The 22,547-nt window shown below is 60.8% G+C and carries 21 protein-coding genes, 1 tRNA gene and 2 pseudogenes; 16 read left to right on the forward strand and 8 right to left on the reverse strand.

Annotation, left to right across the window (positions count from 1 at the left end):
* Positions 1-418: 418 nt before the first annotated feature.
* The 10 genes from secY (at position 419) to rplQ (ending at position 7,700) form a co-directional block, all read left to right on the forward strand.
* Positions 419-1,744: a preprotein translocase subunit SecY gene (gene secY, locus CSING_RS02315; RefSeq protein ID WP_042529347.1), complete on the forward strand. Its 1,326-nt coding sequence runs from the start codon at positions 419-421 to the stop codon at positions 1,742-1,744.
* Positions 1,744-2,289 carry an adenylate kinase gene (locus CSING_RS02320; protein WP_042529349.1) on the forward strand — a complete coding sequence of 182 codons (546 nt, stop codon included), beginning with the start codon at positions 1,744-1,746 and terminating at the stop codon, positions 2,287-2,289. Before secY ends, CSING_RS02320 begins: the two co-directional genes overlap by 1 nt.
* Positions 2,290-2,300: 11 nt before the next feature.
* Positions 2,301-3,098: a type I methionyl aminopeptidase gene (gene map, locus CSING_RS02325; RefSeq protein ID WP_042529351.1), complete on the forward strand. Its 798-nt coding sequence runs from the start codon at positions 2,301-2,303 to the stop codon at positions 3,096-3,098.
* 37 nt (positions 3,099-3,135) lie between these two features.
* Positions 3,136-3,927 carry a L,D-transpeptidase gene (locus tag CSING_RS02330; RefSeq protein ID WP_042529353.1) on the forward strand — a complete coding sequence of 264 codons (792 nt, stop codon included), beginning with the start codon at positions 3,136-3,138 and terminating at the stop codon, positions 3,925-3,927.
* A gap of 284 nt (positions 3,928-4,211) precedes the next feature.
* Positions 4,212-4,430: a translation initiation factor IF-1 gene (infA, locus tag CSING_RS02335; protein WP_003854422.1), complete on the forward strand. Its 219-nt coding sequence runs from the start codon at positions 4,212-4,214 to the stop codon at positions 4,428-4,430.
* Positions 4,431-4,616: 186 nt separating this feature from the next.
* On the forward strand, positions 4,617-4,985 hold the full coding sequence (rpsM, locus tag CSING_RS02340; RefSeq protein WP_039673764.1) for a 30S ribosomal protein S13: 369 nt from the start codon (positions 4,617-4,619) through the stop codon (positions 4,983-4,985).
* 3 nt (positions 4,986-4,988) lie between these two features.
* Positions 4,989-5,393, forward strand: coding sequence for a 30S ribosomal protein S11 (gene rpsK / locus CSING_RS02345; protein ID WP_042529356.1), 405 nt, complete (start codon positions 4,989-4,991; stop codon positions 5,391-5,393).
* A 21-nt stretch (positions 5,394-5,414) separates the two neighbouring features.
* Positions 5,415-6,020, forward strand: a complete 606-nt coding sequence (gene rpsD / locus CSING_RS02350) for a 30S ribosomal protein S4 (protein ID WP_042529358.1) — start codon at positions 5,415-5,417, stop codon at positions 6,018-6,020.
* Positions 6,021-6,089: 69 nt separating this feature from the next.
* Complete coding sequence (locus tag CSING_RS02355) at positions 6,090-7,100, forward strand: DNA-directed RNA polymerase subunit alpha (protein ID WP_042529360.1); 1,011 nt, start codon at positions 6,090-6,092, stop codon at positions 7,098-7,100.
* A gap of 75 nt (positions 7,101-7,175) precedes the next feature.
* Entirely contained in the window at positions 7,176-7,700 is a 525-nt protein-coding gene (rplQ, locus tag CSING_RS02360) for a 50S ribosomal protein L17 (RefSeq protein ID WP_042529362.1), read from the forward strand.
* 178 nt (positions 7,701-7,878) lie between these two features.
* On the opposite strand, the pseudogene CSING_RS13175 reads toward rplQ, so the two are convergent.
* From CSING_RS13175 to CSING_RS02385, 3 genes and pseudogenes are all read right to left on the reverse strand, one after another.
* Positions 7,879-9,119, reverse strand: a pseudogene (locus tag CSING_RS13175) (IS256 family transposase).
* A gap of 158 nt (positions 9,120-9,277) precedes the next feature.
* Entirely contained in the window at positions 9,278-9,544 is a 267-nt protein-coding gene (locus CSING_RS02380) for a hypothetical protein (protein ID WP_042529368.1), read from the reverse strand.
* 19 nt (positions 9,545-9,563) lie between these two features.
* Positions 9,564-10,103, reverse strand: a complete 540-nt coding sequence (locus CSING_RS02385) for a hypothetical protein (RefSeq protein ID WP_236684009.1) — start codon at positions 10,101-10,103, stop codon at positions 9,564-9,566.
* A 180-nt stretch (positions 10,104-10,283) separates the two neighbouring features.
* Here CSING_RS02385 and CSING_RS13180 point away from each other — a divergent pair, with 180 nt between their 5' ends.
* The gene (locus tag CSING_RS13180; RefSeq protein WP_236684061.1) at positions 10,284-10,529 is read left to right on the forward strand and encodes a ribbon-helix-helix protein, CopG family; all 246 of its coding nucleotides are present in this window, start codon (positions 10,284-10,286) and stop codon (positions 10,527-10,529) included.
* On the opposite strand, the gene CSING_RS13985 is transcribed toward CSING_RS13180, so the two are convergent.
* Together CSING_RS13985 and CSING_RS02395 are read right to left on the reverse strand one after the other, a co-directional pair.
* On the reverse strand, positions 10,530-11,483 hold the full coding sequence (locus tag CSING_RS13985) for a recombinase family protein (RefSeq protein WP_236684010.1): 954 nt from the start codon (positions 11,481-11,483) through the stop codon (positions 10,530-10,532).
* Between the two features lie 485 nt (positions 11,484-11,968).
* Positions 11,969-12,055, reverse strand: a tRNA-Phe gene (locus tag CSING_RS02395).
* A 180-nt stretch (positions 12,056-12,235) separates the two neighbouring features.
* Here CSING_RS02395 and CSING_RS02400 point away from each other — a divergent pair.
* Entirely contained in the window at positions 12,236-12,499 is a 264-nt protein-coding gene (locus CSING_RS02400; RefSeq protein WP_042529372.1) for a hypothetical protein, read from the forward strand.
* Between the two features lie 88 nt (positions 12,500-12,587).
* Here the strand turns inward: CSING_RS02400 and CSING_RS13185 are convergent, their stop codons facing one another.
* The gene (locus CSING_RS13185) at positions 12,588-12,731 is read right to left on the reverse strand and encodes a type II toxin-antitoxin system RelE family toxin (RefSeq protein WP_236684011.1); all 144 of its coding nucleotides are present in this window, start codon (positions 12,729-12,731) and stop codon (positions 12,588-12,590) included.
* A 149-nt stretch (positions 12,732-12,880) separates the two neighbouring features.
* On the opposite strand from CSING_RS13185, the gene truA reads away from it, so the two are divergent.
* Both truA and eccB read left to right on the forward strand, forming a co-directional pair.
* Positions 12,881-13,741, forward strand: a complete 861-nt coding sequence (truA, locus tag CSING_RS02405) for a tRNA pseudouridine(38-40) synthase TruA (RefSeq protein ID WP_042533047.1) — start codon at positions 12,881-12,883, stop codon at positions 13,739-13,741.
* A gap of 57 nt (positions 13,742-13,798) precedes the next feature.
* On the forward strand, positions 13,799-15,085 hold the full coding sequence (eccB, locus tag CSING_RS02410; protein WP_042529374.1) for a type VII secretion protein EccB: 1,287 nt from the start codon (positions 13,799-13,801) through the stop codon (positions 15,083-15,085).
* A 205-nt stretch (positions 15,086-15,290) separates the two neighbouring features.
* Here eccB and CSING_RS13190 read toward each other — a convergent pair.
* Together CSING_RS13190 and eccD are read right to left on the reverse strand one after the other, a co-directional pair.
* A pseudogene (locus CSING_RS13190) lies at positions 15,291-16,211 on the reverse strand (S8 family serine peptidase); the annotation flags it as partial.
* The gene (gene eccD, locus CSING_RS02415; protein WP_042529376.1) at positions 16,208-17,515 is read right to left on the reverse strand and encodes a type VII secretion integral membrane protein EccD; all 1,308 of its coding nucleotides are present in this window, start codon (positions 17,513-17,515) and stop codon (positions 16,208-16,210) included. The pseudogene CSING_RS13190 and the gene eccD, both read right to left, overlap by 4 nt.
* Positions 17,516-17,646: 131 nt before the next feature.
* Between eccD and CSING_RS02420 the strand changes: the two genes are divergently transcribed.
* Both CSING_RS02420 and CSING_RS02425 read left to right on the forward strand, forming a co-directional pair.
* Positions 17,647-21,369, forward strand: coding sequence for a type VII secretion protein EccC (locus CSING_RS02420; protein WP_042529378.1), 3,723 nt, complete (start codon positions 17,647-17,649; stop codon positions 21,367-21,369).
* Positions 21,366-22,460, forward strand: a complete 1,095-nt coding sequence (locus CSING_RS02425; protein WP_042529380.1) for a type VII secretion-associated protein — start codon at positions 21,366-21,368, stop codon at positions 22,458-22,460. The genes CSING_RS02420 and CSING_RS02425 overlap by 4 nt, the downstream gene beginning before the upstream one ends.
* Positions 22,461-22,547: the final 87 nt, after the last annotated feature.

Raw genomic sequence — 22,547 nt, forward strand, 5'->3', positions numbered from 1 at the left:
TCGGCAGGCAGATAAAGTACGGCCATACTCCGAGGCGCACTTGGCGTCACGTGAGAGGTCGAAGAGGTGTAGGACCCTTGTAAGGACATTGCTGGAAGGCAATATCCGCTATGGTAGGCCCATCGACGCAGTCGCGCTAAGGATCCGCGTGTGCAAGCCCTAGTGTGTGGGTATTCCGTTAGCACACGAGGTATCTGGGAATTCGCGCCGTGGAGCCGGTACGGGCCCTGAAGCACTTTCGGAGGGGCTGATGTGGAGAAATGTTGTTTGGCTGGTAGGGTAATGGGGTCAAAAGTGTTCAACCGTTTCTATGGAGTGCCTGAAAGGGCTCTCATCCAGTAGGAACAGATGAGTTCCACCTCCGTGCGCGGTAGTTTCGGCCCGTAGTTTAAGCGCGGTAGGCCAGGAGGATTTAGTAGTGTCCGCCATTTTCCAGGCTTTCAAAGACGCCGACCTGCGAAAGAAGATCATCTTCACCCTCGTGATGATTATCCTTTACCGCGTTGGCGCGCAGATCCCGTCCCCGGGCGTCGATTACGCCACCATCGCTGGCCGTCTTCGCGAGCTGACGGAAGAATCCGGCAATCTCTACTCAGTGATCAACCTATTCTCCGGTGGTGCGCTGCTGCAGCTGTCTATCTTTGCTATCGGCATCATGCCGTACATTACGGCGTCGATTATCGTGCAGCTGCTGACCGTGGTCATCCCGCACTTTGAGCAGCTGAAGAAGGAGGGCCAGTCTGGTCAAGCCAAGATGACGCAGTACACGCGTTACCTCACTTTGGCCCTGGCTCTTCTGCAGTCCTCCGGCATTGTGGCCTTGGCAGACCGCGAGCAGCTGCTTGGCCAAGGCGTGCGCGTCCTAGCGGAGGATCGTAACTTCTTCACCCTCGTGGTCTTGGTTATCACCATGACCGCTGGTGCCATCCTCGTCATGTGGATGGGTGAGCTCATCACGGAGAAGGGCATTGGCAACGGCATGTCTCTCATGATCTTCGCCGGTATTGCTACCCGCCTTCCTACCGATGGCCTCAGCATCATGCAGAACAACGGCGGCCTTGTCTTCGCCATGGTTCTTGCCGGCCTCATCGTCTTGGTTGTCGGCATTACCTTCATCGAGCAGGGCCAGCGCCGCATCCCGGTCCAGTACGCTAAGCGTATGGTGGGTCGCCGCCAGTACGGTGGCTCCTCCACCTACCTGCCATTGAAGGTTAACCAGGCCGGCGTTATCCCGGTCATCTTCGCTTCCTCCCTGATCTACATGCCGGTGCTCATCACCCAGATTGTGAACTCCGGATCCCCGGGCGTGTCAGACAACTGGTGGCAGCGCAATGTCATTGCCCACCTTCAGGCGCCGAGCTCCTGGCAGTACATCGTCCTGTACTTTGTTCTCACCATCTTCTTCTCCTACTTCTACGTGTCGGTTCAGTACGACCCAGCCGAGCAGGCAGACAACATGAAGAAGTATGGTGGATTTATCCCGGGTATCCGCCCGGGCCGACCGACCGCCGAATACTTGGGCTTCGTCATGAACCGCCTTCTCTTCGTCGGCTCGATCTACCTCGCGCTCATCGCCGTCCTCCCGAATATTCTTCTGGATCTGGGCGTCGGTCGGGCAGGTGCTAGCGGCACCTCCGCGTTTGGTGGTACCGCTATCCTCATTATGGTCTCGGTCGCGCTGACCACGGTCAAGCAGATCGAGTCCCAGCTCCTACAATCCAACTACGAAGGACTGCTTAAGTAATGCGTTACGTACTCCTTGGCCCTCCCGGTGCCGGCAAGGGCACCCAAGCCGCTCTCCTCAGCGAGAAGCTCGGCGTCCCGCACATCTCCACCGGTGACCTCTTCCGCGCCAATATCGGCGAGGGCACCCCGCTTGGTGTTGAGGCCAAGTCCTACATCGACGCCGGCAAGCTGGTCCCGACCGACGTGACCGCACGCATGGTGGAGGATCGCCTCAACCAGGATGATGCCAAGGACGGCTTCCTTCTCGATGGCTTCCCCCGCACTGTGGAGCAGGCCGACATCCTGGAGAAGCTCCTCGCGGACAAGGGCCTGAAGCTTGATGGCGTTCTGAACTTTGAGGTGTCTGAAGATGTCGTCGTCGAGCGCATGCTTGCTCGCGGCCGCGCTGACGATACCGAAGAGACCATCCGCACCCGCCTTGGTGTGTACCGCGATGAGACCTTCCCCCTCATCGAGCACTACGGCGAGGCCATCATTCCGGTCCAGGCAGAGGGCTCCGTTGAGGAAATCAACGAACGCGCCCTCAAGGCGATGGGTAAGTAAACCCTGTTCCTATGGCTTTTCGACGTCGCACAAGGGCCATGCCTGCCCGTACCCCGGGAGAGCTCGACGCCATGCAGGCGGCCGGCGAGATCGTTGGCCGCGCTTTGCAGGCCGTGCGCGCCGCCGCCGCGGTTGGCGTGAGCACACTCGAGCTCGACGAGGTTGCGGAGCGCACCATCCGGGATGCCGGAGCCGTGCCTACATTCAAGGGCTATGGCGGATTCCCTGGGTCTATCTGTGCGTCTGTCAATGACGTCATTGTTCACGGGATTCCCAGTAGTGACGTCGTCCTTGCTGACGGTGACCTCATCTCCATCGATTGCGGTGCAACGCTCGATGGATGGGTAGGGGATAGTGCTTGGACGTTTGGCGTCGGAAAGCTCAGCCCTGAAGCTCAGGCGCTGTCTGACGCCACCGAATGGGTCCTGCACGAAGGGCTCAAGGCTATGGTGCCCGGCAACCGCCTCACGGACGTTTCGGCCGCCCTCGAGCAGGCCACGTACCGCGCCGAGGACAAGTTCGGCGTCGAACTCTACATCGTTGATGGATACGGCGGCCACGGTATTGGCCGTGAGATGCACGAGGAACCCTACCTGGCCAATGAAGGCAAAGCCGGCCGCGGCCCCATCATTCAGGAAGGCTCGGTCCTGGCAATCGAGCCGATGCTGACGTTGGGCACGGAGGACAACGCCGTGCTTGACGACGACTGGACTGTCGTCACCCTCGATAACTCCCTCGCCGCACACTGGGAGCACACTGTAGCGGCCACGGAGAACGGTCCCCGTATTCTCACTCGCCGATACTCATAGGTAGGAAATCATGGCAGGACAGTCTATACTTCTTGCCATGTCTAAATTTTCCTCCTTCGCTGGCGCTCGTTCCCTACGCCGAGTTGCCGCAGCGGGGCTCGTGACCGTCTCACTCGCGACTGCCCCGGCTGCCCAGGCGCAGCCTGTCCCTTCCATCGAATCCCTGTCCTCCGACGTTCAGTCCCAGATTGACGGTTTCGTAGGCCAGACTCGCGAGAACGCGTGGACGTCCCGCAACGACATTCTTACTTCCCTCAAGGCTGCTAATCCGCAGGCCGCAGATGCCCTACAGCCGGTCATTGACGGCGCCATCGAGTTGGTGTTCCCGGGTCTGATCGCTCAGAAGAACGCCGAGATTCGTGCTGCTCGCGAGGCTGAGGAACGTGCTCACGCCGCCGAGATTGCCCGAGAGAAGGCCGCTGCTGAGGAAGCAGCCCGCAAGGCTGAGGCCGAGCGTCAGGCCCAGAGGTTCGATACTGGCCCATGTCCGGCAGATGCCCGCGTGTGTGTTGATCGCGGTGGTCACCGTACCTGGCTCCAGGACGGCAACGGTCACGTCACTTACGTTGCTACTGGTATGTCAAGCGGCAAGCCGGGGGAGGAGACCCCGGCCGGCACCTTCTACATTAACCGCAAGATCAAGGACGAAGTCTCCCACGAGTTCGGCAACGCACCGATGCCGTACGCGATGTACTTCACCAACAATGGCCACGCCTTCCACGAGGGCTCCCCGGCCTACGAGTCTGCCGGTTGCGTTCGCCTGCCACACCAGGATGCCGTCCGTTTCTGGAATGACGTGCCTATGGGTTCCAAGGTCTTCATCTACTAAGACCGCGTGATGGCTCAAGCCGTCGCACTACCAATCTGAAGCCCGCCGCCTCATTGAGGTGGTGGGCTTCGGCGTGTCTTCACGGCTGAAATCAGTGAGCTGCGCTAGGCGCATTTGGAAAAGAGGTGGTCGCAGCGTATGCTTGAGTGCTGGTGTCCACACGTGGCTCTTCTATTCACGGATGAGACTTCGGGCGGCACCAGGCAGTAGACACTAAACATGCAGGTGAAGAGGGGCGTCGCCAAGCGCGGCACAATTCCCGTCTCACCAGAAAAGTAGAGGTTATGGCTAAGGAAGGCGCAATCGAGGTTGAGGGTCGCATCGTCGAACCCCTGCCCAACGCAATGTTCCGCGTCGAGCTTGACAACGGGCACAAGGTTCTTGCACACATTTCTGGCAAGATGCGTCAGCACTACATCCGCATTCTCCCGGAGGATCGCGTGGTTGTGGAGCTGTCTCCTTATGATCTGACCCGCGGACGCATCGTCTACCGCTACAAGTAAAGACAGTAAGCCTCCTTATCCACGGGACGCACTTGATGCGTCCCTTTCTACCTCAGGCTGCGATGGCCTGAGCCTGCACTGCTAAGCATGCCCACTGAATCCCCGGCTCGGTCCGGGGCGAAGCGTATGCGTGGTGGGGGACGGATGAGGAGAAAACCATCGTAACAACCCGAAAGGACTAGCCATATGGCACGTCTAGCTGGTGTTGACCTCCCGCGCAACAAGCGCATGGAGGTTGCTCTCACCTACATCTACGGCATCGGGCCTTCCCGTGCCAAGGAACTGCTGGAAAAGACCGGCATTTCTCCCGACCTGCGCACCGACAACCTGGATGATGATCAGCTGTCGGCGCTGCGTGACGTCATTGAAGCTACCTGGAAGGTCGAGGGTGACCTCCGCCGCCAGGTTCAGGCTGACATCCGTCGCAAGATTGAAATCGGCTGCTACCAGGGTATCCGCCACCGCCGTGGCCTGCCCGTTCGTGGTCAGCGCACCAAGACCAACGCTCGTACGCGCAAGGGTCCGAAGAAGACGATCGCAGGAAAGAAGAAGTAAAACATGCCACCGAAGACTCGTTCCGGCGCGCGCCGTGGTGGTCGTCGCGTCGTAAAGAAGAACGTGGCCGCTGGCCACGCTTACATCAAGTCCACCTTCAACAACACCATCGTGTCCATCACGGACCCGTCCGGTGCTGTCATCTCCTGGGCATCCTCCGGCCACGTTGGCTTTAAGGGTTCCCGTAAGTCCACCCCGTTCGCTGCCCAGATGGCTGCAGAGAACGCTGCCCGTAAGGCAATGGACCACGGTATGAAGAAGGTTGACGTTTTCGTCAAGGGTCCGGGCTCCGGCCGCGAGACCGCCATCCGTTCCCTGCAGGCAGCAGGCCTCGAGGTTAACTCGATTACGGATGCCACCCCACAGCCGCACAACGGCTGCCGTCCGACCAAGCGCCGCAAGGTTTAAGGGAAAGGAAGAGGTAAAACAATGGCTCGTTATACTGGCCCCGCTACCCGCGTATCCCGCCGTCTGCGCGTCGACCTGGTCGGCGGCGACATGGCATTTGAGCGCCGCCCGTACCCCCCGGGACAGGCTGGCCGTAACCGCATCAAGGAATCTGAGTACCTGCTGCAGCTCCAGGAGAAGCAGAAGGCCAAGTACACCTACGGTGTGCTGGAGCGTCAATTCCGTCGCTACTACGCCGAGGCTAACCGCCTCCCGGGCAAGACCGGTGACAACCTGGTTGTCCTGCTCGAGTCCCGTCTCGACAACGTGATCTACCGCGCCGGTCTGGCCAACACCCGCCGTCAGGCTCGCCAGCTTGTCTCCCACGGTCACTTCACCGTGAACGGCAAGAAGATCAACGTTCCGTCCTTCCGCGTTACGCAGTACGACATCATCGATGTTCGTGAGCGTTCCCAGAAGATGGAATGGTTCGAAGACGCCCAGGATCGCCTCGCCGACGCTAACGTCCCGGCTTGGCTGCAGGTCGTTCCGGACACCCTGCGCATCCTCGTGCACCAGCTGCCCGAGCGCGCTCAGATCGACATTCCGCTGCAGGAGCAGCTCATCGTCGAGCTTTACTCGAAGTAAACTTTCGATATCTGATTCTTTACCCCTTCTACCGGCGTCAAATAGCGGGCGCCGACAAGGAGAAAATCCATGCTTATTTCCCAGCGTCCTCAGCTCACCGAGGAATTCATCGACTCGTCTCGCTCCAAGTTCGTCATCGAACCGCTCGAGCCGGGCTTTGGTTACACCCTTGGTAACTCGCTTCGTCGCACCCTGCTGTCTTCCATTCCGGGCGCAGCAGTCACCTCCATCAAGATTGATGGTGTTCTCCACGAGTTCACCACCATTAACGGTGTGAAGGAAGACGTCTCTGAGATCATCCTTAACGTTAAGGGTCTGGTTCTGTCCTCCGACTCTGATGAGCCGGTTGTCATGTACCTGAGCAAAGAGGGCCCTGGCGAGGTGACCGCAGGCGATATCCAGCCGCCGGCTGGCGTGGAGATCCACAACTCGGATCTCCACATCGCATCCCTGAACGAGTCCGCCAAGCTGGAAATGGAACTCGTCGTCGAGCGCGGCCGTGGCTACGTCCCGGCTGCCGCTACCTCTGGGGAAATCGGCCGCATCCCGGTCGACCAGATTTACTCCCCGGTACTGAAGGTTTCGTACAAGGTCGAAGCTACTCGTGTTGAGCAGCGTACTGACTTTGACAAGCTGATCATCGACGTCGAGACCAAGAACTCGATTTCCGCCCGCGATGCCCTGGCCTCTGCCGGTGGCACCCTGGTTGAGCTCTTCGGCTTGGCCCGCGAGCTGAACACCGCAGCTGAAGGCATCGAAATTGGCCCGTCCCCGCAGGAGACGGAGTACATCGCTGCGTACAGCATGCCGATCGAGGATCTGAACTTCTCCGTCCGCTCCTACAACTGCCTGAAGCGTCAGGAAATCCACACCGTTGGTGAGCTCGCTGAGTGCACCGAGTCGGACCTGTTGGATATCCGCAACTTCGGTCAGAAGTCGATCAACGAGGTAAAGATCAAGCTGGCTAACCTGGGCCTGGCTCTCAAGGACACCCCTGAGGACTTTGACCCGACCCAGCTCGAAGGCTACGACGCAGAAACCGGTGACTTCAAGGACCCGGCTGCTGAGGATTCCGAGTAAAGAATTCCGCTGAATCGTAACGACGCGTACAGCGTTCGTTGCGCGCTCAATTAATCCGCACACGAGGAGTACACAATGCCAACCCCTAAGAAGGGTGCCCGTCTCGGCGGCTCCGCCAAGCAGCAGGCTCACCTGCTGAGCAACTTGGCAGCTAGCCTGATCGAGCACGGCGCAATCAAGACCACCGATGCCAAGGCGAAGGTTCTTCGTCCGTACATCGAGAAGATCATCACCAAGGCTAAGTCCGGCACCGTTGCTGACCGCCGCGCTGTTCTGAAGCTCATCCCGCACAAGGATGTTGTTGCCCACCTCTTTGACGAGCTGGCACCGAAGTTTGAGAACCGTGAGGGTGGCTACACCCGCACCATCAAGCTGGAGAACCGCGCTGGTGACAACGCCCCGATGTCCCAGATCTCTCTCGTTCTCGAGGAGACCGTGACCTCCGAGGCTAACCGCGCTACCCGCGCAGCTGCTTCCAAGAAGGCCGCTGAAGCTGAGGAAGCTAAGGCTGAAGAGGCCGAGGCTGCTGAGGCAGAGGCAGAGGAGACCACCGAGGCTCCGGCAGAAGAGGCTGAGGCTGCAGAGTCCGAGGAGCAATAGTCTTCGGCTCTCGTGCTTTAGGCGCAAAGCCGCCATCTTCCTTTACAAAGGAAGGTGGCGGCTTTTCTTATGCACTTAAAAATTGCAGTGACGTTAACTTTGGGGCTTGCTAGGGTCAAGTCCCGTGTAGTGGTGTAGCCGTTGGTGCTTTCGGCTCGGTATGAAGGTCGGGGTTTTGTTAGGCGGTTAGCTGGTGTTGGTCACCATGGTTGTCTCCTGTGCGGTGCATGAGTTTTTTAGTTTGTTCGAGTGCGGATAGTGACATGTAGCGTTTTGCTGGATCCAATCGTCGTGTTGTTCTGCAAGCACCGCGCCGACGAGCCGGATGATCGATTTCCTATTCGGGAAGATGCCCACGACATCGGTGCGCCGGCGGATCTCCCGGTTTAACCGCTCCGTGGGGTTGTTCGACCACACCTTCGTCCAGACCGGTTTCGGGGCTGCGGTAAACGCCAACACGTCATCGAGTGATTCCTCCAGATAGGACGCAACCTGGGGGAATTTCGGTTCCAACAGGTCGACGACTTCGCGGGCTTGAGCCCAGGTGGATTGGGCGTCGGGTTGTTGGAAGATGGTCTGGAACATCGCCGAGACCATCGGCCACTGGGTTTTCGGGACTTTCTCGTAGAGGTTCTTCGCGAAATGGGTGCGACAGCGCTGCCAGGACGCATCGGGCAGCACTTCAGATATCGCGTGCTGGATGCCTTCATGGGCGTCGCTGGTGATCAGGTAGAAAGCCGGTCAGCCCGCGGGCTTTTAAGTCGTGGAAAGAAGCCTTTCCACGACGCGTTGGACTCAGCTGTGGCGACGTGCATGCCGAGCATTTCGCGATACCCATCGGCGTTGACCCCGGTAGCGAGCAGCACGCAGCATTTGACTACTCGCCCGCCTTCGCGGACTTTGATCGTGAGCGCGTCGCACGACAGGTAGGCGTACCCGCCGGGGTCGAGTGGGCGGTTTCTGAAGTCTGCGACCATCTCGTCGAGTTCTTTCGACATGCGTGAGACCTGGGATTTCGACAGGTTGTTAATCCCAAGTGTTGCCACCAGATCGTTCATCCTGCGGGTGGAGACCCCCTTGAGGTAGCACGTGGCGATCACCGTTGATAGTGCGCGTTCGGCACGTGAGCGTCGCTCTAACAGCCAGTCCGGGAAGAACGCGTGCGTGGCGCAGCTTCGGCACTGCCACATCGATTGTGCCGACACGGGTGTCGAGCTCGCGGTGGCGGTACCCGTTGCGGTGGTTGACCCGCTGTTCAGAAGCAACGCCGTATTCAGCGCCGCAGACGGTGTCGGCCTGGGCGGAGAGGATCTGGTTGATAAACCCTTGCAGCATCTGCCGCATCAGATCCGGGGAGGCCTGGGCGAGCAGATCATCCAAGTACGTTGCAGGGTCGATAGAATGCGGGGCAGCGGTCATCGTCGTATGTCTTTCGGTGAGATGTGGAAGTTGAGTCGAAAGGTTACTGGCGGTGGCCGCCCCACTATCTGGCAGGGCCCACCATCAGCAAGCGTTACACCACACTAAGGGACGCAACCGGCAACGAAAGCTGCCCGGCGTTCATTTCCCGTGTTCCGTTAGGCGAAAAAGATCACCAACAGGAGGATGAGAATGAGTGCGGCTGCACCGGAAAAGTAGAGAACCGCCTGCGTCTTCTTTCCCTTTTCCTTCTGACCCCCAGTCTTGATGAACATGGAGGCGAGCTCGGTCGCGAAAAACAGAAGCAGAAACGCTCCTGCCCAGGCGAACCACGGGATACCCGGGTTGAACGGAATTGCTACCGCAGTGATGGCCAGCGCCACTAGGGCGCTGTACACGTGGTTCGATGTTGAAAGTTTTTCCATTGGGTGCCGTCCTTTCCGATTAGCAGGAAACCGCGGTGATCATTGCACCTCCTGCAGCCTCGCAGGCTGAGGCGGTGAAAATTCCCGCGATGGGTGTGGCGATGCCGCTGGCAGCTGCCGACGCAGGGACGCACACCAGGGCTCCCCAGGTGATGTTGAAGGCCCATGCGACCCACTTCGGAATGCATGCGGCTGTCATGACGCCGCCGTGGTGCACCGTCTGGGCAACGATCATCTGCGTTGCTTCATCGTAACGGAACACGACGTTCTCGTTGCCCCCATTGTCGAGGTCGATAGAAGCGATGACGTTACCCACTTGATCCCGCCACGTAGCTACGTTGTTGGCGATATCCACGGAATCGCCTACAGCGGTGTTCAGCTTGAGTCCGTCTTCGGTAGGAACAGCGGACCGCTCATTTCCGGATTGATCGAGCGCTACCTGGGTGGTGTCGCTCGGTGCGGGTACCGCATAAGCGGTGGCTGCCCCCATTCCAGCTGAAGAAAACGCGAGTACCGCCATGGCGGTGGCAACAAGGGGGCGGAAGGACGTAGTACGCATAACGGCCTCCTAAGTGAGTTTCCGAAGGTTTACGGCAAACGCAATTTTAATCTACTTCCACGCCTTGAGCAAGGGTTCATCCAGCCTCCCGACAGGCTTTTTAGAAATATCTCGCCCCGGCATACCTCCAGGGGGTCGAGAGAGGGGGCGGTTAGGGTGCGGCGCGTGCGCCGCGGGTCGGTGATCTCCGTTCGCGTTGAACCCGAGTTGGTCGAACGTCTCGACGCGCTCGCGGCACGCACAAGGCGAAGCCGGGGCACCTATCTCCGCATGGCGCTATGGGCCTCACTGCCACAACTCGAAAAGATTCACTGGGAACAAGTCTGCCAACTACGAGCGTCTCGCTATCAAATATGCGCTCGAAGAGGTCACGCTCGGTTTTATGGAACAGGCGCTCCAAGAAGATCGCGAACGCGACAACGATGACTAGTCAGTCAACGCCCGATAGATCGTCGAGCGGTGCACGCTTAACCGTCGCGCGATTTCAGTCACGGCAACGCCCTCGTCCTTAAGTTGCCGCGCTTGGTCAATCTGCGCGCGACTAAGGGCAGGCTTTCGCCCCTTGTAGACACCGCGCTTTTTCGCCGCAGCGATCCCTTCCGCCTGGCGCTCACGAATAATGGCCCGCTCGAATTCAGCCAGCGAGCCAAGGATGCCAAGCATCAGATCAGAGCGCGGGTCACTCCCTGCCCCAAACACCAGCAACTCTTTAACAAATCGCACCTGTGCGCCTTTATCGACAACCGCATCAACAATGCGACGCAGATCCACCATCGACCGGGCAAGCCGGTCGATACTTGCTACAACGAGAACATCACCCGCCCGGAGATAATCCAGACAAGCATCAAGCCCCGGACGGTCAGCATGACCTGCCGCCGATACCTTGTCCGTGAACTCTTTATCCGGTGCACCAACTTGCCGGTAGATTTCCTCGACTTGGCGGTCAAGACGCTGCCCCTGGCTAGAAACACGCATATAGGAAACAGTTGCCGAAGACTGTGACAGCTCCCCGCTCGGTTCGGTAGACCCAGGCGTCGCTTCAGCACTAGCGCGCACCGCTGCCTTTTCTTCCAGTTCGACAATTTTCGCCGGACGCTTTCCCCACGACTTACCGGCGTCCCAGAGCAGGTCGCGGGTTTGTATCTCTACTTCTCTGCCCCAACCGCCAGTCTCCGGGAAGCGCTGCTCACCCTCGAAGAATCTGACTACCGACTTGTGCTTGTAGGCCCGAACAACCTTAACCATCGCAGACGGCTCCCCCATCAGATCAAGGTACGTCGCACACTTGGACCTTCCCTGCCTGCGGTAGGCCTCGCCACCGTCCTCGATTACCCGATCACGCGGCACTTTCGTCTCGACATACTTAGCGTCACCAGACATGTAGTACGACTCGCGAATCCGCGCGTGGTTCGAGCCGAGCCGCACAATCTCCACAATCTGCTTTGGTCGACCACTGACCCCAAGCAAAGTCCCTAGGCGCCGAGACAAAATCAGACCTCTTCATATGTCGCAATAGACTTATTGCCTTAATGCTACCCATAGTTCGCAAGTTGAGTACCGCGAGCTCGGGAGTTGGGTCGCGCGAGTTCGTAAGTTGAGTACCGCGAGTTCGAGAGTTGACTAGCACGGAAAATAGGTAGTAGCAGGCCAGGTGCGTTAAACGGCGAACCCCCTATAAACCTATACCCACCCCTCTAACTCGCAGTCTAGGAAAACAGACCACGGAGAACCTGTCGCATTAGGGTCAATGTATTGGAAAATATTTCGAAGAGGAGACTTCGTCGCAAGAAAACCCCAGGGGATGATGACGCAATGTGTCGCGGTCGAACTGTCGCTCTGGGGTGTACCACAGTGGAACACATTTCCCCCGGGGACGGGATTCGAACCCGCGAACGATTTTAGTCGTTACCGTATTTTCAGTACGGCGCCATAGGCCACTCGGCCACCCCGCCAAAAAGGAGACAGAGTCTCTAAGAACTCTGCCAGTGCAAAGCACCACTTTTAAAGTACTTCCACGCCGGATAGGCAAACAATTATGAAGCTGTTTACATTCATTCGGCTAAAAACCCGCTGCTAGCTCTGTCGAATCAATCTTCCCGCAAGATGGACTCATCTCACTAAGGTTGAAGCCTATGAACAGCCCAACCGATATCACTACTGAAGCGCCAGAGAACGTCCCCGTACGATCGTTCTACACCAATTGCACGGTTTCACAGCAGACCGGCACGAACAGTGAAGACGAGACCAAATTCACGCACTGCAATCTTGTGCATGTCTTCGCGTCAGGAACTGTTCTCGTACCTGGTGTCTACAGCGACAAGGTGCTTCATCCCTCAGCAGGAGTAATTCAAATCACCCGCGAGGACAACCCTATCGACGAAAACAAAGCGATTTAGTCTCTCGCTAGTTCCCCGTAGCTGGCGAATAGAAGTTCCTGCCGCTGTCGCTCGGTCGTGAGTTTTGCGACGGTGGTTAGTGGTATGCCTACAGGTAAATATTGCGCCGGTGGCCAACATCGATGACGTTAATGACTACGACATCTTCGTAAATAGAGGAAATTACCCGGTAGTCTCCTACTCTCCACCGCCACAAGCCAGACTTGTCTCCAACGAGTCCCTTACCGCGCACGCGAGGATCGTCTCGCGTGATGCGAACAAGTTGTGGCCATTTTCTGCATGCTGAGCCATGTGTGAGGCCCCTTGAGCAAAAAGCTGACTAATCGTTGGAACGCAAACATGCCGGTGGCCCCGAACGACCGGGCGGTATCATTAATCCTCATGAGTGAAAGCGTGCGTCTGCGACTGGACTTGGCCTACGACGGCACCGATTTTCATGGGTGGGCTAAGCAGAAGGGTGGCCTGCGTACGGTCCAGCAGACTGTCGAAGAGAAACTGGCCATGGTGTTGCGTCACCCGGTGGAACTTACCGTGGCTGGGCGCACAGATGCTGGCGTGCATGCCAGCGGGCAGGTCGCGCACTTCGACACCACCAGGGAGGCGCTGAGCCAGCGCAGCATCGACGGCGATCCCACCAAGCTTGTGAAGCGCCTGGCCAAGCTGCTGCCTGTCGACGTCCGCGTGCACGCCTGCACGCAAGTCCCTGACGCCTTCGATGCGCGTTTCTCCGCCTTGCGCCGCCATTACGTCTACCGCATCACTACTCACCCACGCGGTGCGCTGCCGACGCGCGCGCGTGACACGGCAACGTGGTTCAAACCCGTAGACCTTGACCTGATGCAGCAGGCAGCTAACGAACTAGTGGGCCTCAATGACTTCGTGGCTTTTTGTAAGGCCAAGCCCCACGCCACCACTATTCGCGAGCTCCTGGCTTATGAGTGGAAGGATGTTTCCACGGCGGAGGAACCGCAGCTTTACGAAGCACACGTGACCGCGGATGCCTTCTGCTGGTCCATGGTCCGTTCGCTCGTGGGCTGTTGCTTGCGAGTAGGGGAGGGCTCGCGCAGCGTCGACTTCGCAGCACAGATGTTGGAGGAAACCAGCAGGTCTTCCCAGATCCCTCTTGCAGATGCCCAGGGTTTGAGCCTGGTGGGAGTGGATTACCCTGAGCCCGACCAGCTGGCGGCGCGTGCGGAGATGACTCGTGGCCGTCGCGCTGCGGAGGAGACCGACGTGGGTTAGTCTGGTATCCACTGCGCCAGGGAGGGTGGCGCATTCACTTGAGGGGGAGGATTCTTCATGGCACGCGCGTTGCCTACTACCAAAGCTCAGGTCTCAGGACACAAGTTTCTCCTACGCCGGTTAGAACACGGGCTTGTCTTTGGAGATATAAGGATGATTCATGATCCGTTGAAGAGGCGTCGCCGCGCACTGACGGGAGGGATTGCTGCGGTGGCCTTTTTGAGCCTGGGCTCGGGGCTCATTGCCTGGATGCAACCGGATCCGCAGCCCGGTGATGCACCGGTTGTGCGCTCTTCCGAAGGCCAACTCTTGGCGCTGGTCAACGGCACTTATCACCCGGTGGCCAACCTTGCGTCCGCCAGGCTCATCGCCAATGAACCAGTGGAACCCGCTGCTGCCGGGGAGTCCTTCCTGGAGCAGGTCAGCTTGGGCACACCATTGGGGATTGTAGATGCCCCGAACCTTCTGGCGGCCGGTACGGGGGAAGAACCGGGCTGGGCGGCGTGCCTGGAAGAGTCCACGGAGGGTGAGAATTGGCAGTCCAGCAACCGCGTTGGCACCGTGACAGTTATGGCGCATCATGGTGTGCGGGGTTTCGATGAAGAGCAGGCCGCCGTGGCGGAATCTGATGGAACCCAGTGGTTGCTCACCGGACAGGGCCGCGTCGTCCTGCCGGAGGCCACGAGTACGCAGGGCCGTGTTCTGCGCCGCGCTTTGGGGATGACTGAGGACACTGCGGTGTGGAGCGTTCCGACGGAGCTGCTCAATGCCTTCGCTGAGCTGGAACCGCTGAGTTTTCCGGCCGTGCCGCCGGAAATCCTCGATACGGGCGAGCAGCTTTGGGCCCGCACGGAAGAAGGAGTTTTTGCCATTACGCCGACTCAGGCAGAGATGCTCGTGGGCGTCGGCGCGCAGCGACTTCCCGCGCAGGCCCAAGACGTTGCTGTGCTCAGCGACGTCCCACCGACCTTCCACCTTCCCACCACCCGCGTCGAGTTCCTCTCGCCCGAGCAGGGTTGGTTGTGCGCGACCCACCACCATGGCGCGGGTAGTGCAAAGCCGGTCACCGCCACGGTGGCCCTGCCGGGTGAATCGGCAGCACAACGCTTTGCGGGCTTGCAGGCAGGGGTAGGCGTGGATAGCGGGCACGGCTATCACGTGGTCTCATCCACCGGTAGGCGGCACGAGCTGGCCGGTGCTGCCGAGCTTAGTTCCCTGGGGCTTGATGAGCCGGAACAGGTGCCATGGGAAATTCTGCGCTTGTTGCCGGAAGGCTCCGCGCTGAGCCGCGCTGAGGCTTTAAAGAACGAGCACTCACTGCTGCCATCAGGAGAAGGCAAGTAAGAAGCGCCAGCAACCTACGGACTCGCGGCCAACTGGCCGAGGCCGGTGGGGCGTGCGGTACCACGCTGATGTCGCGGTATGGGTTCTCGCTTTCCAGCGGACGGTAGGTCAGCGCTGCAAGCGGATCGACCACCCCGTTGCCTGGCTCTGCCGAGCCGATGATGCGCTCGCGTAGCTGGGCCGGAGAATCATCGGGGTAGCGCTGCGTGAGTAGAGCGACCGTTCCACTGACCAGAGGAGCGGCGAAGGAGGTGCCCTGGAACAGCGTGTCGCCCTTGGCGGTGGCCCACTCACCACCAGGTTCGAGAGCGAGGGGCACGTCGCCCTCGGCGCTCAAAGGCGCTCCAATGGAATAGTCGGCGAGCTCGTGCGGCGTGGCCAGAGCGCCGACGGAGAGGACCGTATCTGCCACGGCGGGAAACACGACGTCGCCCTTTTCACAGCCACCGGAGGTCGCATTTCCCGACGCCGCCACCACCACCGCCCCAGCATCCTCCGCGCGCTGCAGGGCGGCATCCAAGCCAGAACGATCGACCCGTGCTGCAGAATCCGATGGCACGCAGGAGACGACGGATACGTTGATGACGTGGGCCCCGGCGTCAACGGCATCCTCAATGGCTGCCGCCAGGCTAGCCAGCGTTCCGGAACCCGATTGCTCAGTATCCTCGCTCGGACCGTCTGCGCCTTCTGTATCGGCGGGCGGCGGGGTCCGATAGTGTGCGCTGGTCTGCCGGATGGAGTAGATTTCCGCATCTGGGGCCACGCCGAGTTCGCGTCCGGCAATGACACCGGCCACGACAGTGCCGTGCAGGTCGCAGTCACGCATGGGGTCAGGCTCCTCCGGAGTCACGAAGTCCGCCCCAGGTGTTACCCGCAGCTGCGGGTGGGCGGCTACGCCTGTATCGATGACTGCGACTTTTACCCCAGCACCCGTGGCAAAGGAATGCAGGCGGGAGCGGTACTCCGCATACTGCGCCGAGGGCTGCGGTCCCTGTGCCGCACGAGTGGCTTCCGCGCAGTCGGTATCCGGCTCACGTGCAGTAGCCTGCGGACTATCCACTGTCGAGCCTGCACAGAGGAGCCCGACACTGAGCGCCATCGCCCCGATGTGTCTGCTCGCTGTCATGAGCCCAGCCCCCGGATGAACTCGAAGAGCCCTGCTACGTGTGCCGCCAGGGGTAAGCAGGCCGCCAATGCGAAGGCTTCGGCCCGCTCGAACCACACGATGGTGGTCGGCTCCACGTGGGCAAGGGCGCCTGCCCACATCGGAGCTGAGAGCATCGCCACAATGACGAGTCCGGCAACAACGCTGAGTACCCACGTTGTCGCCGTCGGGGAGGACTCTAGCTGCCACTCCCGCACCGCCACCGCAACCGCGCCGCAGGCAGCGGCCACACCTAAAAGGCCCAGCGCCCAGGCAGCCACGGTCCGGGCATGCCGTGCTGCATGGACGATGACCCCGCCTGCGATACTCAGGCATAAGGCTTGAGAAGCCCTGACTATCTCCGCGTCATGTGCACTGAGCGCGACGATGAGCACAGCAGGAATACCCGCCAGCGCGCAGCCCACAGCGATTCCTTCATAAGCCTCCCCGGCGCGCCGGGCTTTGTCAGCGTTATCGGTAGGGACGTCGTCTGAGATGCTCAAATCCTGTCCGGCGGTGGGCAGCTGCGGTACGCGCAGACCCGCTAGTCGCGTGGTGAGCAGGGGAGCGCCTGCGAGAAGCCCCAGGATTGCGGCGAGGAGCGGGGCAGCACCCAGCAGCCCGATGACCGCGAGCACGCACCACGTCGCGGCTATCGCCCGTGCCCGCAGACCGCCGGTGCGCAGGAGGTGGGATAGGAACGCCACGATGGCGAGTGCTGCAGCTGAACCGGCAAGCGCCGCCGAACTCGCGTCAGAGCCACCCACGCCGAACCAGCCGGCTAAGCCGGCAGCGATATGCGCTGCGGCCAACAGCGAACCGCGCTGCGTCCACACCGCCAGCACGACGGCAAGAATTGCCGCGGCGGCGCAACCAAGCGCTGGGGACAGTGCAGCCGTGAGGAGCCCGCCGATGGCGATGAGGCCCGCGCAGCCCCACACGTCCGCGAGACCATCCAGAGCGGTTGATGGTGCATCGGCAGCGAGCGCTTCCGCCGCATCCCGGACAATCGGGGCGGGTGGTGACTCGTCCGGGCTGAGAACCAGTACCGATCCATCCTCGAGCGGAGTGCGGTCGAGCGGTGCGGTCATCGATACGGCCTTGCCCCCGGCGGTGGTAGCGCGCCAGAGGATGGGGGCGGGGGAGACGTCGACAAGCAGCAGAAGCTCTCCCAACACCTCCCCAACGCTCGAGGATAATGGCAGGGATACATCTGCCTCTTTGCGTGTCTGGCCTGCGTGAATACGGACGGTGACGTGGATGGAATGCGCGAGTGCGCGGGTCATGGAACATACCTCCCCCGAGAAAATTTTCTGGGCTACCCCTTGCCCATTGCCGTTCATTGTGGCTTACTGGTGGCACGCTGTCCACCGCACAGGGAGGCGGTGGAGTACTTCGGGGGGAAGGACTTTCAGACATGCGCGTACCTACACGCGTCGTTGATTCCGGATCGTTGGCTTATCGGGAGCCGGCGCCGCCGCTGCCGCAGGGCAGTATCGAAGCCGAGGCCGTACCGGAGGCTGCCCGTGCCCAGCCGGTGCCTCTCGTGCGCCTGCTCATGCCGCTGGTCATGGTGGCGGCAATGCTCGGCATGGTGGCGCTCATGGTGCTGGGCGCAGGAGATACACGCCGGATTAGCCCCATGAGCCTCATGTTTCCGCTCATGATGCTGGCCAGTATGGCCATGATGTTCAATCCACAAAGTGGTGGCCAAGACCCGGATGAGACGCGGAGAACCTACCTGCGCCACCTCAAGGCGCTGCGCGAGCAGGCACTGGACAGGGGAGCAGCGCAGCGCGCGCACGAGGAACACCGCAATCCCACCCCACGGCAGGCAGCCGCGCTCATTGGCACATCGCGTTTGTGGGAGCGCGGCCCAGATGCCCCAGATGCGTTGGAGGTGCGCGTGGGGTCGGGCCCGATGGCGCTGTGTACGCCCATCAACGTGCCGGACTCGGGTGCGGCGGAGGATCTCGATCCGGTGTGCGCGGTGAGTTTGCGCCAGACCGTGCGGGCAGTGGGAACTCTGGCAGATATGCCCGTGGTCATCCAATTGCAGGCTTTCCCCATCGTGGGCCTAGCTGGGGAGGATGCTCACGGGGCGGCCCGGGCGATGCTACTGCATCTGGCTGTGCTCCACGGTCCAGAGACCGTGGGGATCGAGTACCCGGGTAAGGGGTGGGAGTGGCTCAAGTGGCTGCCACACACCCGCGATCCGGAGCAGGCCCAGTTCCGGATCTGTGTCGTCGAGGAGGATCCGGGGGCTTATCATGCTGCGCTTGGTGACGTCCCCGCGAACCACCCCACCGTCACCCTCGCTGTGGGAGTGACGCCCCATTCTCCGCTCGGCCGCCGCGCTGAGGAGGAAGGGATCTACCTACGCGCTGAGGGGACCTTGTCCGTGGTGACGGCAGCGGGTGATGAGAACCTAGGGCGCTGCGAAACAATCGAGGCAGCCAGCGCGCTTCTGTGGGCGCGCACCCTTGCCCCGTATCACCGGCCGCTGGGTAGTGAGGCTGGCTCCACCCCACGGCATGGGCGCGATGCTGACCTGCCCGCGCTTGTGGGTTACCGCGATGTGGATGAGCTCGTGGATTCTGGAATGTGGCATGGCCGCACGCCCTCAGACCGGCTGCGCGTGCCCATCGGCGTGGACGAATCTGGGCAGCCAGTGCTGCTCGATCTTAAGGAGTCCGCCCAGGGCGGAATGGGCCCACACGGCCTGTGCATTGGCGCCACCGGTAGTGGAAAGTCGGAACTCTTGAGAACACTCGTCATCGCCCTTGCTGCCACGCATAGCCCGGATGAGCTCAACCTCGTCCTCGTGGACTTCAAGGGTGGCGCAACCTTTTTGGGCTGTGATGAGCTGCCGCACACCTCCGCCGTCATTACCAACCTGGAGGAGGAATCCACCCTGGTGGAGCGCATGTATGACGCGATCTCCGGGGAAATGAACCGCCGCCAAGAGCTGCTGCGCAAGGCCGGCAACTTTGCCAACGTGGGGGAGTTCAACGCCTCCGAAGAGGCTATACGTGAGTACGGTCCGCTGCCGGCCCTCGTCATCGTCGTGGATGAGTTCTCTGAGCTGCTGGGACAGCACCCAGACTTTGCCGAGCTCTTCGTTGCTGTAGGACGCCTTGGACGTTCACTGCACGTCCATCTGCTCCTGGCCTCCCAACGATTGGAGGAAGGCCGCCTGCGCGGGTTGGACTCGCACCTGTCCTATCGCATTGGGCTGAAGACCTTCTCTGCGGGCGAGTCCCGCCAAGTGTTGGGTGTGACGGACGCGTATCATTTGCCTGCCCAGCCTGGCGCTGGCTACCTCAAGACGGACGCGGATGCGCCTACGCGTTTCCAAGCCTCCTATGTGTCCGGTCCGGTCACGCGCCGGGTTGCTCGCGAGGCTGCAGCCCTGCCAGGCTCAGACCCCAACGCTGAGCACAGCAGCCGCCGAGCCCAGCGCGTGGAGCTTTTTACCGGGTGGCAGGCAGAGGAGGAAGAATCGGAGTATTCGGTGCTCGTGGACTCCTCAACCACACTGGCGTCAACCGTGGTGGCCGCGGCGCGGGACGAGGCTGTGGTGCGAGGTCAATCTGCGAGGCGAATCTGGCTGCCGCCACTTCCTCCGGTCGTTGAACTGTCCGCGGTGGCGGCACTGGCCAGCGAAGACCGCGCCGGGCTGCGAGCAGAGGTCGGGCTCATCGATCGCCCGTACCACCAGCGTCAGGACCCACTGACCGTGGATTTCACCACGGGCGGTGGACACCTGGCGCTGTGCGGTGGGCCGCAGTCAGGAAAATCGATGGCATTACGCAGCATCGTCGCCGGTCTGGCTCTGAATCACTCGCCACAGGAGATTCGCTTCTATGTCATCGATCTGGGTGGTGGGCAGCTCCGCGTGTTGGAACGTCTGCCGCACGTGGCTGGGGTGGCGGGGCGCGACGAGCCCGAAAAGGTACGGCGCATCGTCGACGAAGTCGCAGGACTTGTTCGCCGACCGGAAGAACGCCACACTTTTCTCATCGTCGATGGGTGGCACCACATTGGCACCTCAGGCGCAGACTTCGAGGACCTGTCCGAGCCCATCACCCAGTTGGTGGCCGACGGTGCCTCTGCCCGCGTCCATGTGCTCATCGCTGCGGCGCGATGGACCAGTCTGCGGCCGTCTATTCGTGACCTGATTTCCGCGCGCCTTGAACTGCGCCTGGGCGAGGCCATGGATTCCCTCATTGACCGCAAAGCTCAGCAGAAACTTCCCGCCGCACCTGGTCGTGGCATCACGGTGGCAGGGGAGAACCTGCTGTTTGCGTCGACCTCACCTCAAGACATCGCGCACATTTGCGGAGTCCATGCTGAAGCGGATCCTGTTCCTGCGCTCAAAATGTTGCCTGCGGTGCTCACCGATCTTCCTCGTGCCGCCGATGCTGCGGAACCGCGCGGCATTGCCTGGGGAGTCGGCGGCCCTGACCTCGACGTCCTCACGTGGGATCCAGCGACGCAGCATCACCTTGTATGCATCGGCTCGCACGGAGCCGGAAAATCCCAGTTCCTCAGCGTCATCATGGCCGGCATCAGCCGGTTGGACAGGCAGGCAGCACGCTTGGTTGTCATCGATGAGCGCCGCGCACATTTGGGGACGTTGAAGGAGGAGATGGTGGCGGCGTATGGGGCGTCGGCAAGCGCGGCAACCCAGACCATCATCGACACCGTGCGCACGCTGAAACAGCGCCTTCCCGGCCCCGATGTGACGCCTGCGCAGCTTGCCGCACGCAGCTGGTGGGAAGGGCCGGAAATCTACCTCGTTATTGATGACCTTGACCTTGTCAGTGAAATCGCGCTCGCACCCCTGTTGGAGCTGCTCCCGCATACCCGCGACGTTGGCCTCCACCTAATCGTGGCGCGCAAGTCCGGTGGCATTGGCCGCGCGCTCTTTGGGCAGTTCCTCTCGGCGGTGCGTGACCTGCAACCGGCGCTGCTGCTTCTCGACGCCGACCGCGACGAAGGCGCCATCTTTGGCATCAAACCCACCGCTTTGCCGCCCGGCCGTGGCCAATGGGTCGTCCGCGGTGCTGCCCAGGGATTGGCTCAGGTCTATGTCCCGCACGTTCACACCACTACTGATTCAGGAGAAAACTCATGACCGCAGCCCATGCCCTGCGCACCACCCCGACCACCACGCTCACGATCACGGTTCTCGACGCCGCCACCATCTATGAAGGCCCAGAGACCGTCTACCGCTATGACCTGCCCGGTACCGGCATTGCCGAGGGCTGGGCCCTTGACACCGTCCTTGACCAAGTGGAGAAAATCTGTGGGGCAGACTGGCCGGATGTCACCGTCGACGTCGTGGCCGATCCTTCCGGTACCGACGTGACCACCGAGGCCGTGGCGATTCTTCGGCGCCAACTCAGCGCCACGGGTGCCTCGGTTATCGAACCAGAACCACCGGCGGCTCCTGCCACGCCACCCGTGGCACGACGTACCTCTGCCGTAGAGGCGGAGGAATCCAACCCCGAAGAGGAACTTACCTCGGTGCGAACCCTCTCACCTCGGCCACGCCGCTCGCGCCGCGCGAAAACTCCCGCTGTGCCGTTTGGCATCGACCCTTTTTACATCGCGATTGCCGTCATGGTGTTGCTCGTGGCCGGGGTGTCGTGGTGGGCGGTGGGGCGCAAAGATACGGCCTTAGCCGTAAACCCCACAGCTGCAGAGTCCACCACCAGTGCCGCGGCCACCCCTTCCTCTGAGACTGACCCCTCGGTGGATACCCCGGTCGTGGCCACGGCTGACACGAAGGGTGGTGGAACCGCGGAGGCTGGTAGCCGGCAGCTGCGTCCGGGCCAACAAGCTATCGACGTGGAAGGGATGTCCCTTGTGTTGCCGCAAGGGTTTCGCACCAGTGTGGAGGATGGCCTTGTCACCGCAGCCGGCGAAGATCCTAACCTCCGCATCCTTCTCGCTGCCGACCCACTCTTCAATGTTCCGGTGGAGGCCCTCTTTGCCGAAATCACACAACAAATTGACTCCGACCCAACGCTGAAGGAACCGTCGGAACACAACGGGCGACTGAGCTACACCGAGGAGCCCGGAGATGGTTCTCGCGTGTCGTGGATGATGTGGGAGGACAAAGGCCATCAGATGTCCGTGGGCTGCCACACCAAATTTGAACCCAACGTGGTACAAAAAGCTGCCTGCCGCATGGCCGCAGAATCGCTGGTCAAAAAAGAATAGCGCCGGTTGTCAGAGAAAAATTAAAAACTTTCGGATCGGCGGGAACCGATGAGGTGCTGCTTCAGTCCAATAAGGGTGAGAAGGACA

Origin of the sequence: Corynebacterium singulare (assembly GCF_000833575.1) — a bacterium.
Taxonomy (GTDB): domain Bacteria; phylum Actinomycetota; class Actinomycetes; order Mycobacteriales; family Mycobacteriaceae; genus Corynebacterium; species Corynebacterium singulare.